Origin of the sequence: Clostridium sp. HMP27 (assembly GCF_000765165.1) — a bacterium.
Taxonomy (GTDB): Bacteria; Bacillota; Clostridia; order Clostridiales; family Clostridiaceae; genus Clostridium_AK.
In genome coordinates this window covers 249,498-263,331 of the sequence record NZ_JMFY01000017.1, presented here as the reverse complement: position 1 = coordinate 263,331, position 13,834 = coordinate 249,498, and the positions used below count along the sequence as shown (strand labels likewise).

At 32.5% G+C, this 13,834-nt stretch carries 9 protein-coding genes and 2 riboswitches; of the genes, 5 read left to right on the top strand and 4 right to left on the bottom strand.

Annotated features, from left to right (window positions below):
* Nucleotides 1–26: 26 nt before the first annotated feature.
* Nucleotides 27–1,430: a sodium:alanine symporter family protein gene (locus tag DP68_RS09120; RefSeq protein ID WP_035308629.1), complete on the bottom strand. Its 1,404-nt coding sequence runs from the start codon at nt 1,428–1,430 to the stop codon at nt 27–29.
* A gap of 99 nt (nt 1,431–1,529) precedes the next feature.
* Nucleotides 1,530–1,629, bottom strand: a riboswitch (glycine riboswitch).
* A 14-nt stretch (nt 1,630–1,643) separates the two neighbouring features.
* Nucleotides 1,644–1,714, bottom strand: a riboswitch (glycine riboswitch).
* Nucleotides 1,715–1,913: 199 nt separating this feature from the next.
* Nucleotides 1,914–2,456: an ECF transporter S component gene (locus DP68_RS09115; RefSeq protein ID WP_035308628.1), complete on the bottom strand. Its 543-nt coding sequence runs from the start codon at nt 2,454–2,456 to the stop codon at nt 1,914–1,916.
* 443 nt (nt 2,457–2,899) lie between these two features.
* On the opposite strand from DP68_RS09115, the gene nuoE reads away from it, so the two are divergent.
* The 3 genes from nuoE to DP68_RS09100 are packed head-to-tail and all read left to right on the top strand — an operon-like array spanning nt 2,900 to nt 7,052.
* Complete coding sequence (gene nuoE / locus DP68_RS09110) at nt 2,900–3,382, top strand: NADH-quinone oxidoreductase subunit NuoE (protein ID WP_035308627.1); 483 nt, start codon at nt 2,900–2,902, stop codon at nt 3,380–3,382.
* Between the two features lie 13 nt (nt 3,383–3,395).
* Nucleotides 3,396–5,291 (top strand): NADH-quinone oxidoreductase subunit NuoF, encoded by a 1,896-nt coding sequence (locus tag DP68_RS09105; RefSeq protein WP_035308620.1) that lies wholly within the window; start codon nt 3,396–3,398, stop codon nt 5,289–5,291.
* Nucleotides 5,292–5,315: 24 nt separating this feature from the next.
* Nucleotides 5,316–7,052, top strand: coding sequence for an NADH-dependent [FeFe] hydrogenase, group A6 (locus DP68_RS09100; RefSeq protein WP_035308617.1), 1,737 nt, complete (start codon nt 5,316–5,318; stop codon nt 7,050–7,052).
* A 46-nt stretch (nt 7,053–7,098) separates the two neighbouring features.
* Here the strand turns inward: DP68_RS09100 and DP68_RS09095 are convergent, their stop codons facing one another.
* Nucleotides 7,099–8,271: a SpoIIE family protein phosphatase gene (locus tag DP68_RS09095; RefSeq protein ID WP_035308615.1), complete on the bottom strand. Its 1,173-nt coding sequence runs from the start codon at nt 8,269–8,271 to the stop codon at nt 7,099–7,101.
* Nucleotides 8,268–9,989 carry a [Fe-Fe] hydrogenase large subunit C-terminal domain-containing protein gene (locus tag DP68_RS09090; RefSeq protein WP_035308613.1) on the bottom strand — a complete coding sequence of 574 codons (1,722 nt, stop codon included), beginning with the start codon at nt 9,987–9,989 and terminating at the stop codon, nt 8,268–8,270. Before DP68_RS09090 ends, DP68_RS09095 begins: the two co-directional genes overlap by 4 nt.
* Before the next feature lie 199 nt (nt 9,990–10,188).
* Here DP68_RS09090 and DP68_RS09085 point away from each other — a divergent pair, with 199 nt between their 5' ends.
* Nucleotides 10,189–11,487: a hemolysin family protein gene (locus DP68_RS09085; RefSeq protein ID WP_035308611.1), complete on the top strand. Its 1,299-nt coding sequence runs from the start codon at nt 10,189–10,191 to the stop codon at nt 11,485–11,487.
* A 121-nt stretch (nt 11,488–11,608) separates the two neighbouring features.
* Entirely contained in the window at nt 11,609–13,789 is a 2,181-nt protein-coding gene (locus DP68_RS18920) for a cell wall-binding repeat-containing protein (protein WP_052085727.1), read from the top strand.
* Nucleotides 13,790–13,834 lie beyond the last annotated feature (45 nt).

Sequence of the window (13,834 nt, the reverse complement as noted above, 5' to 3'; positions counted from 1 at the left end):
TTAACTACATTGGAAGCTTTTATACATTATAATGCCTTAGACATTATTATCTCTTCATCCTCCGGACTTTCTTCACTTTTCAATTTTTCAAAATAAAGTTTTGTTTCATGAATTACCACAGGACTTAATCCCACTAATGCTATTAAATTAGGTATAGCCATAAGTCCATTAACTATGTCTGCAATTATCCATATCAAGTCTAACTTTAATATAGACAATCCACCAATTGCTACAATTGCTATAAATATATATCTATAAGGCTTTATTCCCTTTACTCCAAATAAATACTCTGCACATCTTTCACCATAATAATTCCATCCTAATATAGTTGTGAATGCAAAGAACATAAGTCCTACAGTTATTATAAATTTCCCTAAAACTTCTATAGGCATTCCTTGTGTAAATGCTGCATTTGTCATAGCAGCTCCAGCTAAATTTGCTTTCCATGCTCCTGTTAAAATTAAAGTTAAACCTGTCATTGTACATACTATTATAGTATCTATAAATGTTCCTGTCATAGATATAAGCCCTTGTCTTACGCAGGATTTTGTCTTTGCTGCTGCTGCTGCAATAGGTGCACTTCCAAGTCCTGATTCATTAGAAAACACCCCTCTTGCTACTCCATTTTGAATGGCCTGTTTAACTGTAGCTCCTAAGAATCCTCCCACTGCTGCACTAGGAGTAAATGCACTTTTTATAACTAATGCCAACGCTGCTGGTACTAATTTAATGTTTACAACAAGTATTATAAGTGTTGCCACTATATACATTATAGCCATAAAAGGGACTACCTTTTCTGAGACCTTTGCAATGCTTTTAATACCACCTAAAGTTACTAAGGCAACTAAACAAGTTATTATAAAACCTGTTGTTATAGTTGGTACATTGTATGAATCCTTTAAGGATTCTGTTATTGCATTTATTTGTGCAAAAGTTCCTATACCAAAGTAAGCTACTCCTATTCCAAATATAGCAAATAACTTAGCCATCCATTTGTTTTTAAGTCCTCTTTCTATATAATACATAGGACCACCAGACATTTGTCCATTCTTATCTATTACCCTATACTTTACAGCAAGCAATCCCTCTGCGTATTTTGTAGCCATCCCAAAGAAAGCTGCCATCCACATCCAAAATAATGCTCCTGGACCTCCGGCCTTAATTGCAGTAGCTACTCCTACAATATTACCTGTACCAATAGTTGCAGCAAGTGCTGTACACAGTGCTTGAAAGCTTGTAACATCTCCCTTACCTAAACTATCTTCATCTTCTTTAGAAAATAAATATTTAAGTGCTAATGGTAGTTTTATGATTTGTAGACATTTAAGTCTGAGTGTAAAATAAACTCCTGTTCCTACGAGAAGAATTAGTAAAGGTGCTCCCCATACTATTGAGTCGATTTTGTTAAAGATTTGAATTAGATTTTCCATGATCCATCCTCCAATAAAATTATTTTTGAGGACAGCAAAAGAATAGATTTGTGACAATAAAATAGAGGTACTGCAAAAAAACAGACCTCTGGATATACTGTTCTATTCTCTGTCCTTTTACCTGAGAGTTTCATTGGAATAACAATATCCCAACTTTCTCCTTCGGTGCTCTAAATAGAGTCTCTCCAGAGTTTCGTCCAGTAACAGTCCTCCCCATAAATAATGGTACCTGAAAGATTAACATCTTCGGTGGGCTACAAAAGCCTCTCTCCTATTACCTTCATCCGAGACAATTATTAAATTTATTTCATTATAAGATAATAAATATAATTTATCAATAGTAATTTTAATTCATGTAAACATTTTAAATTGTATATTATTATTATTCTCTTCATTTATCGCTTTATTTTACTAAACTATAATTAATTAACAAAGAAATTCTTATTCATATAAAAATTAAATATTAACTATGAAATATAGTTATTAGCGATTAAAAACACCTTTTCCCTTAACACCTTTTATTAAAAGAAGTGCTATAACAATCCCTACAATTATTTGCATTGTATTTGCTGGAATATCTGCTAAAGCTAAAACTAAGCTTTCATAGAAACTTGCTGACTCCACATATACAAAACGTACAATCACAGCATTAGCTAAATAATATGCTAAAACCATCCATGTTCCTGCCACTGCAAAAGCAAAAGTATTGTTTTTTACATTATCTCCATTATAATTATTTCTGTATGCTATAGTTGCTGCTATATATGCCATAACTGCCTTTATAACAAATGTAAATGGTGCCCATATGGCATATCCACCTAAAATATCTGCAAGAGTCATTCCAAGTGCTGCTGCTAGTGCACCTTTTCTTTTTCCAAACATCACAGCAGCCACAAATACAAATCCATCCCCTAGATGAGTATAACCTATAACTGTTGGTATTTTCATTGTCATGGTCACTAAGCATATAATGCCAGTCATAAGTGCCATTTCTACCATTGAACGGGTTTTAACATGTGTTTCCATACTTTTCTCCTCTCCTCCAAAGCAAATTCATTAAATTATATATAATTATAGGTTATACATATTTTCTTTTCAAATGTATCGGTACAATATATCAACTGTATAGATTATCTTAAAATTATCAAACTTATTAGGGAAATTTTTGATTTTAACAATATAGCAATTTGTTTGTGTTAGATTATTCTGAAAATAATAAAAATATATAAATTTACTTCCACTTATTGACATAGCCTCTATATCACTTGGATTTACCTTGTTATCAACTCTTTCTCATGCAAATCCCAATATTTACATTGCATAATTTACTTTATCATTATTGAATTTTTGAATATTTTTTAGTATATTTAAAATAAATCTAAAAATAAAAATTGTTAATATTTAAACAAGATTCTGATATAATTGAATTATAAAAAGTATCAAATTATTTACAAAGGGGGCACTTAAGATTGAGTTGTAAAAACGAACTAGCAGAAGCTAAATTTCAAGAATTAAGCGAGTATATAGATTCCTTAAAGGACAAAGAAGGAGCATTAATAAGTGTACTTCATAAAGCCCAGCAGTTATTCGGTTACTTACCTGAACAAGTTCAAAAATTTGTAGCAGATAAATTAAATATGCCTGTTTCTAGTGTATATGGTGTAGTAACTTTTTATTCTTACTTCAATACAGAACCTAAGGGTGAATATGTTATAAGCGTATGTATGGGTACTGCATGTTTCGTAAGAGGTGCTGGAGATGTAGTAAGCGAATTACAGCAGAAATTAGATATAAAGGTTGGAGAAACTACCAAAGATGGAAAATTCACTTTAGATGTATTGCGTTGTGTTGGTGCTTGTGGCCTTGCACCTGTTGTTACTGTAAATGATAAAGTATATGGTCATTTTACCAAAGATAGAGTTTCTAAATTGTTAGAAGAGTATGGCGAATAGGAGGAATTATACCTTGAATAAAATAAAATCTTTTGAAGAATTAAAAAAATATCATGAAGATTGCAAAAATTTAGTAGCAATAAAGCAAGTTTCTCATGAGGCTGAATTAGCTGCAGAGAATAAAAAATGTAAACGTTCAATATCTGTTTGTGCCGGTACAGGCTGTAAATCTGCAGATAGCTATCAAATAGTTGAAAATTTAAAGCATGAAATCAAAACTGCAGGCCTTGAAAATGAAGTACAGGTAAGCTTAACAGGTTGTTTCGGATTTTGTGAACAAGGTCCTATCATTAATATAAATCCTGACAACGCCTTTTATGTTCATGTTAAACCTGAAGACGCAAAAGAAATTGTAGACAGTCATCTACTGCAAGGGAAAATTATTGAAAGACTTTTATTTATAGAACCTACTCTTCAAAAAAGAGTTAAAAGACAAGATGAAATGTCATTTTATAAAAAGCAAAAGAGAATTGCACTAAGAAATTGCGGACTTATAAATCCTGAAGATATTGAAGAAGCTATCGGAGAAAAAGCTTATTTAGCATTAGGAAAAGTTCTTACCGAAATGACTCCTGATGATGTTATAAAAATTATTAGTGATTCAGGGCTTCGTGGACGTGGAGGCGGCGGATTCCCTACAGGAACAAAATGGGGATTTGCAAAAAAATATGAAAGTTCTAAAAAATATATAATCTGTAATGCAGATGAAGGTGATCCAGGTGCATTTATGGATCGTTCCATACTTGAAGGAGACCCCCACAGTGTATTAGAAGCAATGGCAATAGCAGGTTATGCCATAGGCGCTAATGAAGGAAATATATACATTAGAGCTGAATATCCTCTTGCAGTTTACAGATTAGAAATCGCTATAAAGAAAGCTCATGAGTATGGACTTCTAGGCGAAAATATTTTAGGTACAGATTTTAGCTTTAATATAAATATTAAATACGGCGCTGGTGCCTTTGTATGTGGTGAAGAAACGGCTTTAATTCACTCCATAGAAGGAAAAAGAGGAGAACCTACAAACAAGCCTCCATTCCCTGCTGAAAGCGGATTATGGGACAAGCCTACCTGTGTAAACAACGTAGAAACTTTAGCCTTAGTTCCTGCAATTATCAACGAAGGTCCTGGCTGGTTTAGTTCCATTGGTACAGAAACCTCTAAAGGAACAAAGGTCTTTGCTCTAGCTGGAAAAATAAATAATGTAGGTCTTGTGGAAGTGCCTATGGGAACTACCTTAAGAGAAATAATATACGATATCGGCGGCGGTATAAAAAATGGTCGTAAATTTAAATCCGTCCAAACTGGTGGTCCTTCTGGTGGATGTATCCCTGTTGACCATTTAGATACTAAAATCGATTATGAATCCTTATCTAATATAGGTTCCATGATGGGTTCTGGTGGAATGATTGTAATGGATGAAGATAATTGTATGGTTGATATAGCTAAATTTTATCTTGAGTTTACTGTAGATGAATCCTGTGGGAAATGTACTCCTTGTAGAATAGGAAACAAAAGACTTTTAGAAATGCTTACAAAAATTACTGAAGGAAAAGGTACTGAAGAGGACTTAGTTGATCTTAAGGAACTTGCCCAAACCATAAAAGATACTTCCCTTTGCGGTCTTGGACAAACTGCTCCTAATCCAATACTTAGTACAATGAAATATTTCTATGATGAATATGAAGCTCATGTAAAAGAAAAAAGATGCCCTGCAGGAGTTTGTAAGAACTTACTTCGCTATGAAGTTACAGATAAATGTATAGGTTGCACAAAATGTGCAAGAGTATGTCCTACTTCATGCATTGAAGGAAAAGTAAAGGACAAGCATAAAATTATGCAAGATAAATGTATAAAATGTGGAAGCTGCTTTAGCGCCTGCCCTGTGGGTGCAATAATAAGAAAGTAGACTTAACGAAAAGAGGTGTGAAGTTTGAGTTTAGTTAATATTACTATAAACAATAAGGATTTTCAGGTTCAAGAAGGAACTACTATATTAAATGCCGCTAAGGAACTTAACATAAATATACCTACTTTATGTCATTTTCATCTTCACGATAATAAGACTGAAAATCATCCTGGTTCTTGTCGTGTATGTGTAGTTGAAGTAGAGGGAAGAAGAAATCTAGCTCCTGCTTGCTGTACTCCTATAACTCCTGGTATGGTAGTTAAAACCAACTCCATAAAAGCTATAAAAGCAAGAAGAACTATGGTAGAACTTCTACTATCAGATCATCCGCAAGATTGTCTTCTTTGTGAAAAAAATACGGACTGTGAACTTCAAAAGCTTGCAGCCGAAATGGGAATACGTGAAATTAAATACAAAGGAGAAAAATCTAAATATCCAGTAGATAATTCTAGCTACTCAATAGTTCGTGATTTAGATAAATGCATACTTTGCAGAAGATGTGTAACTATGTGTAACAAGGTTCAAACTGTTGGGGTTTTATCCGCTATAGATAGAGGTTTCGAAACAATAATAGCTCCAGCCTTTTCAGCTCCTATGTTAGAAACTAACTGTACATTTTGTGGTCAATGCGTAGCAGTATGTCCAACTGGCGCTCTTACAGAAGCAAATAATACTTCTAAGGTTTGGAATGTATTAAATAATGAAAAGAAGACAGTTATAGTTCAAACAGCTCCAGCAGTACGTGCTGCACTTGGTGAAGAATTTGGACTAGAACCTGGCACAGCAGTTACTGGTAAGATGGTTGCAGCTTTAAGATCTCTTGGATTTGACCAAGTATTTGATACAGATTTTGCCGCTGACTTAACTATAATGGAAGAAGCTTCTGAGTTAATTCACAGACTTGAGCATGGTGGAACTCTTCCTATGCTTACTAGTTGTTGCCCTGGATGGATTAATTTCTTTGAGCATCAATTTCATGATCTTTTAGATATACCATCGAGCTGTAAATCACCTCAGCAGATGTTTGGTGCTATAGCTAAAACATACTTTGCTCAAAAGATGGGAATTGATCCTAAAAACCTAGTAGTAGTTTCAGTTATGCCTTGCCTTGCTAAAAAATATGAAGCTGCAAGACCTGAAATGGGTACTAACGGAATTCCAGATGTAGACTTAGTTATAAGTACTCGTGAACTTGCTAAGATGATTAAAGAAGCTGGAATAGACTTTAACTCTTTAGATGAAGAAAACTTCGATAGTCCATTAGGAGAATCCACAGGTGCTGGAGTAATATTTGGAACTACAGGTGGAGTTATGGAGGCAGCTCTTAGAACTGCTTATGAATGGATTACAGGAGAAGAATTAGCTGACGTTGAATTTGCTAATGTACGTGGTGCTGAAGGAATACGTGAAGCTACTATCTCTATTAAAGATACTGAAGTAAAAGTTGCTATGGCAAGCGGTCTTGGAAATGCACGTGAACTTCTTGAAAAAATAAGGGAAGGAAAAGAGCACTATCACATGATAGAAATAATGGCTTGTCCTGGCGGATGTATCGATGGTGGTGGTCAGCCATACATTAGAGGTAATACAGATATTATTAAAAAGAGACGAGTTGCTCTTTATACAGAAGATAGAAATAAAACTTTAAGAAAGTCTCATGAAAATCCATTTATTCAGGAGCTATATAAGGACTTCTTAGGAAAACCTTATGGAGAAAAAGCTCATGAGCTTCTTCATACAACTTATATTAAAAGAAAATAGTGTGCATTAAACATTAAGGTACTAGGGTGTAACCCCCTAGTACCTATTATATTTCTCTCACTTCTACTTTTTTCCCGAGTTCCACCATTATATCTCTAAGTTCCTTTATCAGTTTTAATTTTATACTTAGCTCCTTTGGGAAGTCGTCCTTTTTATGGGCAGGATTTGTAGCTTTTCCTATCCATAAAGTTAAATGCGTACATTCATTTATAAGTATTCTTGTAAGTTTTGAAGCCCCATCTTCTCCAATTATCTTCATTCCTTTATTTCCATTATCAAAATTATCTTTATATTTTTTAATATTTTCTATGGCTCTATTTAATGTAACTACTCCTTCAGTTATTAGATCTATTCCTTCCATTCTCCCTGTTGGTGGTACCCCATTATATATTTTTTCTGTACTTATCTTAATTTTTCTTTTAAGTTCCCTTGCTGCAATATTTCCAGCAGTTCCTCCACATATTATTTTTTTACCTCGAGATTTCATAAATTCTTTTATAAGCTTTGAATCTACTTCTTTATTTAATGGAGGTCCCGTAAATAAATCTACATATTTAGGCATTACCGCTTTAATAGTAACTACTGTGGCATCATCATAGCATCTTCCGCCATATAAACTATAGGTTATATCTATTAAATCTTCTGTTGTGCTTTTTGCATCAATTTGATCTGATATGCTTCTTTCTAGGTAATCTCTTATATTATCTATGCTCCAATTCATATTCATTGTATTTCCTGGTCCTGCATTTACGACTCCATCACTTAATATTACAAGAGCATCTCCTTCTTTAATATAAAATCTACTTTCCACGATTTTTTTTTCATTTATAACAATTTCTTTTTTAGGCATATCCATGCGGCTTCCTGATCTTACAAGTATAAATGATGGGTTTTCATACTCAACTAAATATGTTTCTCCGTCTTCGTATATCTGCACTAAAGTAAACGTAGCATATGCTATGTTTCTTTCTTTACAAATCGGTAGTGTATTTACTACGGTATCCATAGTTTCGTATATATCAGCTCCCCCTTTTAACATTGTAGATGTTATCTTTGCTGTAAGCGTTGCTAAAATGTTAGCTTTGACTCCGCTTCCTAAACCATCTGCCATAACTACTATAAGTCTGTCCTTAAGTCTTACAACCTGTACTATATCTCCACAAAGTTCTTCATTATATTTAACAAGGCTTTGAAATGCAACATCGAAAAAAAGACTCATCTAATTTCACCTTCTTCCCCCTCTACAACCTTTTTAAGCTTTGTAAGTATAAGCTTTGTTTCTGCAGTGGTTTCTCCTAAAAGACTTGCTATTTCCTGAGCTACCCTCATTTGTTTTTCTATGACTTCTTGAGCTGCATTCAATGTATTCTCCTTAACTTTAACTAGAGCCTGTCTTTTCTTCTCTTCCTCCATAACATTTACCATTATTGCAAGTATCAAATCTTCCTTTTCTAAATACACTATACTCTCTATAAGCACTGCATTATATTTCAAAAGTACAACTCTCTTAGCTTTTATGCTATCCATTGTATCTTTTACATACATAAAATCTTCATCTTGCATAAGCGCAGATATTGGCTTATCCTTTATATTTTCATTTTTTACAAGGAAAAGCTGCTCTCCTGCTGGATTTATTTCCTTTATATTTAGCTCACCATCTAGTAATATCATTATTGCATTTGAGTTTTTAAATATCATATTAGTAATTTTTTCAGCCTTGTTTCGCATATAATGAAGGCACATAGTAGGTTCTGACATATTTTCATATATAGCAATTGCTTTATCTTTGCAAGTATCATATCCACATACTCCGCAATTTAATTCATCATCTGGACTAAACTTACCCATACTTTTCATTATTGCCTTTAAATATTCTTCATGTGGATTATTTTTCCCTAGGGATTCATCTTTGAATGCACAGTAAAAATCAATGTCATCTTTAACTACATAATCACCACTTTTGGTAGGCTCCTCTTTGCTATTAATATAACTTTTAACTCTTGATAGTCTTTTAAAATATCCATTGTTACCTTTTATACTACTTGGCCCTCCAATACAACTTCCCGAGCAAGCGCTAACTTCTAAAAGCACATTTGTTATTTCTCCTTTAGACAAAGAATTAAAAACCTCCATACACTCTTCTAACCCTGAAACAGATATTTTCTGAAACCCACGGGTATTATCTATTTCTCCAATAGCATTTAAAATACCACCCGTGATAGGGTAATATCTAGAGTCATTTGAAGAAACATTATAAAACTCTTGACTATCTATATCTTCTAAGTTTATTTTTTCCTCATTCATCCAATTCAAGACTTCTTCATAAGTTAGAACTCCATCTACATTTTCATTTTCATCTTTATCTGCTTCCATCTTTTTTGCAGTACAAGGGCCTATAAACACCACAAAGCTATCCTGCCCATAAACATCCTTTAATATCTTTCCAGAGGCTGTCATAGGAGTTACCACAGGTATTATATAAGGTATTAATGTTGGATAATATTTTTGCACTAAGTAATTCGCTGATGGACAACAGGTAGATATATATATTTCCTTTTTATTTTCCTTAATATATTTTTTGTATTCCTGTGTTACTATTTCCGCCCCTAGAGAGGTTTCCGTAGCAACTTCAATTCCCAGCTTTTTTAATGCTCCTATGAACTTTTTATAGTCCCCTTCAATATACCCTGCAAAGGATGGAGCAAGCGATGCTATAATTCTTTTTTTTGAGCTTATTGCACTTTTAACTTTATCCAGATCACTTTCTATATATCTTGCATTTTGTGGGCATATAACAAGACAATGAGAACATCCAATGCATCTTTTTTCCACTATTTCAGCTTGTTCATTTTTAAATCTTATAGCTTTAACAGGACATGTCCTTAAACATTTATAACAATTTTTACAGTTAGCCGTAGAAAAATTCATATGAGCCATTTATTATTCCTCCTGATAATTAAAAATATATAATTATAAATCAAATTTTTTTATATTTTTTGTTTTTTCTTTATATTAATTCCACATACTAATTTTACAATAAATACACCATGTATTCTATAGGTTGTAAATATTGTAATTTTACCAAATATATGATTTAATATATATACTATTTAATTGGAAAGGACTGTTATATTTAATGAATGATTCCCCCAGTATTTTACCTGATTTGTTGTTTATTTTAGTACTTGTACTTATAAATGCATTTTTTGCCGCTTCTGAAATGGCAATAGTGTCTATAAATAAAAATAAAATTACTCGTATGGCGGAAGATGAAGATAATTCTAAGGCAAAGCTTCTTTTAAAGTTAACTAATGAGCCTAGTAAATTTCTAGCAACTATTCAAGTTGGTATAACTGTAGCAGGATTTTTGGCCAGTGCTTCTGCTGCCACAAAGCTTTCTGCACCTTTAACTAAGATTCTTAACAATTTAAATATTCCTGGAAGCTCTAATATTGCCTTAATAATTGTAACAATACTTCTTTCATATATAACACTAGTATTTGGAGAACTTTTACCAAAGAGAATAGCTCTTCAAAATTCGGAAAATATTGCTTTATCTGTGATAAAACCTATAGTTTATTTTTCGAAAGCAGCGCTTCCTTTTGTTAAAATACTCACTTTTTCTACTAGCGTACTAGGACGATTATTTGGAATAAATAGCGATAATATCGAGGAAGATGTTTCCGTTGAAGAAATAAAAATGATGATAGAGGTCGGTCAAGAAACTGGTGTTATAAATGAAACTGAAAAAGAAATGATAAATGGCATATTTGATTTTGACGATACTTTAGCAAAGGAAATTATGACTCCAAGAACTAATGTATTTGCCGTAGACCTAACTGCACCTACTGAAGATGTTTTAGATAAGATATTGGAAGAAAAATACTCAAGAGTTCCAGTATATGAAGAAGATGTAGATAATATAATAGGCATACTCTACGTTAAGGACTTATTCTTTGGACTAAGACATAATAAATTCCTAGCTGAAGATTTAACAAAACTTTTAAGACCTGCCTATTTTGTACCTGAAACTAAACCTATAGACGTACTTTTTAAAGAAATGCAAAAGGACAAAACCTATATGACAATACTTATAGATGAATACGGTGGATTTTCAGGTATTGTTACTATGGAAGATTTATTAGAAGAAATAGTGGGAAATATATTCGATGAATACGATGAAATGCATATGAGTATTACTAAAATTGATCCAAATACATATATGATAGATGGACTTTTATCTATAGATGAAATAAATGAAGCATTTCATTTAAATTTACCTACAGATAATGCAGATACCATAGGAGGATTTGTGGTAAATTTGTTAGGAGCTATGCCTAACGATAATGAAATAGTAGAATACGAAAATATAACATTTAAAATTGAAAAAGCAGAAGATAAGCGAATTAAAACCTTAAAAATTACAATCAGTTAATTTAAATTATTCTTTATATTTACTAGTAATAGATGTATAATCTATTATAGGGATAAACTTCCTATTAATTCAAAAATTAGTAGGAAGTAATTTTTTATAAACATAAAGGAGAGATTATATTATGAAAAAAATTAAGGCTTTAGTGGCATCAGCTACTCTAGCAGTAATGCTTAGTGTTACTTGTACAAGCCCTGCTAGTGCTAAAGTAGAAAATAGACTTGGTGGAGAAAACCGCTATGCCACTGCTTATGCTATTGCTGAAAACTTTAATAATGCTGCAAATTCCTTAGACAATGTAGTAATAGCAAGTGGTGAAGGATTTGCTGATGCATTAAATGGAAGTATACTTGCTAAAAATCTAAATTCACCTATTCTTCTTATGGGAAAGACTGAAAAAGATAACAACTATGCATTTGATTATATTCAAAAATATTTAAAAGCTTCAGGTAAAGTATATATCCTTGGAGGAACTGCAAGTGTAAATACTGAAATAGAAAATAAAATCAAAACTCTAGGATATAACGTAGAAAGATTGGCTGGAAATAGTAGATTTGAAACAAATAGTAACATTCTAAGTAAGCTTTCTGTTAAAAAAGGTACTCCAGTATTTATAGTAAATTCGAATGCTTTTGCTGATGCATTAAGTATCTCTAGTATATCAGCTATAAAGGGATATCCTATTGTTATGAGTACTAAAGATTCTATTTCTGATACTATAAAATCACAACTTAATAAGATAAAACCTTCCAAGGTTTATATAATCGGTGGAGAAAGTATGCTTTCTTCTAAAATAATTTCACAGGTACAAGCAATTAATCCTTCTTTAACAGATACTGATATAGTAAGAATTGCAGGTAAAACTAAATATCTTACTAATTTAGCAGTATGTAATGCATTTAACTTAGATACTAATAATGCTGTAATAGCTTCTGGAGAGAACCTCTCTGATGCTTTAGCTGGAAGTGCCTTAGCTGCTAAATTAAATGCTCCAATAATTCTTTCAAATGGCAAGGACTTTAGTTCACAAACTCAATATTTAAGTGGTACAACTTATACTTCTCAATATATCCTTGGAGAAATAGGTTCTATAAGTAAATCCATTGAAGACACTTTAAATCAACCTACTCCAAATACAAAAGAGGGCCAAGCATTTTGGAGTAAATTAGGCGAAGCAAAACAAATGCAATCTGTAGAAGTTTCCTCTAATACAGCAATAAGCTTTTCAGCTTCTGGTTTATCCTCAGAAATGCAGGAAGGCTACAATCAGATGGTATCTATGATCGGCAATAAGATAGATTTTACTTCTAATGTTAAAGTTAATTCTCCAACTAAAACTACAGTTAAAGAAGAAGTAAGAAGTACAGTAAAATTTGGTGGAATGATGGGCGCTATGCCTGCACAAGAAACTTCAATGTGGCTTGATTACTCAAGTAACAATATGAAAATGCTTTATAAGCTTCCTAAGGAAACGATAGCGCCAATAGCAGAATCTGACCCAAATATGGCAGCTCTTAAAGATAAAGACTACCTAGTACTTGATTTCAATAAAATGGGACAAATGTCTGATCCTAAAGAAACTACTATAGACTTTCAAAAGTTAAATAAAGTCGTTGAAGAATTTACTCCTCAAATAGAAGCCTTAGCCAAAGAATATACTTTAGGTTACAAACCTAACCTTAACATAATTTCAAAGCTATCAGATGTAACTAAAACACCTGATGGAAGAAATGCTGAAGTTTATAGACTTACACTAAATAATAGCACTTTATCTTCACTTATGAGCTATACCGGAAATAACGCTTTAAACTTTATACAAAAAGATGCTGTTAAAGAGTTTATAGTATCATATATGAACGCTATTACTGATGCTATGCCTACCCCTGAAGATGAAGCTAAGCCAGATTTCAAAGTTGAAATGGATAACTTAATATCAAATATGCCATATGTAAGTTTACAATACAGTAATTTTGTAAATAAACTATCTTCATTAGAATTATTAGGCAGCAAAGGTATCTCCATAGATTATTACTTAAATGAAAACGGCCATGCTATATATGAAACTGGATCTATGGATTTAAAAGTTGATTTAGCTAAGTTTAGTGCATTATCTCCAGAGCCATCATCTGCTTTAAAAGGCGTATTAAACTTAAACGTAAACTTTAATACAAACCTAACTAAAATCAACGAAACTCTAGATATTAACATGCCAGTATTGAATAATACAAACTCTATAGATTTTGTAGATTTAATGAACATGATGAATGCACCTATAGAAGTAGAAGATGGAACTGAAATAAACTAGTATATCGTAAATTATAATTTTTAATGAAAGTCATCTATTAGATGA

What these genes read in the sequence shown, in the direction of transcription:
- DP68_RS09090 (WP_035308613.1), bottom strand. Translation starts at nt 9,989, where the DNA reads ATGGCTCATATGAATTTTTCTACGGCTAACTGTAAAAATTGTTATAAA.
- DP68_RS09115 (WP_035308628.1), bottom strand. Translation starts at nt 2,456, where the DNA reads ATGGAAACACATGTTAAAACCCGTTCAATGGTAGAAATGGCACTTATG.
- DP68_RS09085 (WP_035308611.1), top strand. Translation starts at nt 10,189, where the DNA reads ATGAATGATTCCCCCAGTATTTTACCTGATTTGTTGTTTATTTTAGTA.
- DP68_RS18920 (WP_052085727.1), top strand. Translation starts at nt 11,609, where the DNA reads ATGAAAAAAATTAAGGCTTTAGTGGCATCAGCTACTCTAGCAGTAATG.
- DP68_RS09120 (WP_035308629.1), bottom strand. Translation starts at nt 1,430, where the DNA reads ATGGAAAATCTAATTCAAATCTTTAACAAAATCGACTCAATAGTATGG.
- DP68_RS09095 (WP_035308615.1), bottom strand. Translation starts at nt 8,271, where the DNA reads ATGAGTCTTTTTTTCGATGTTGCATTTCAAAGCCTTGTTAAATATAAT.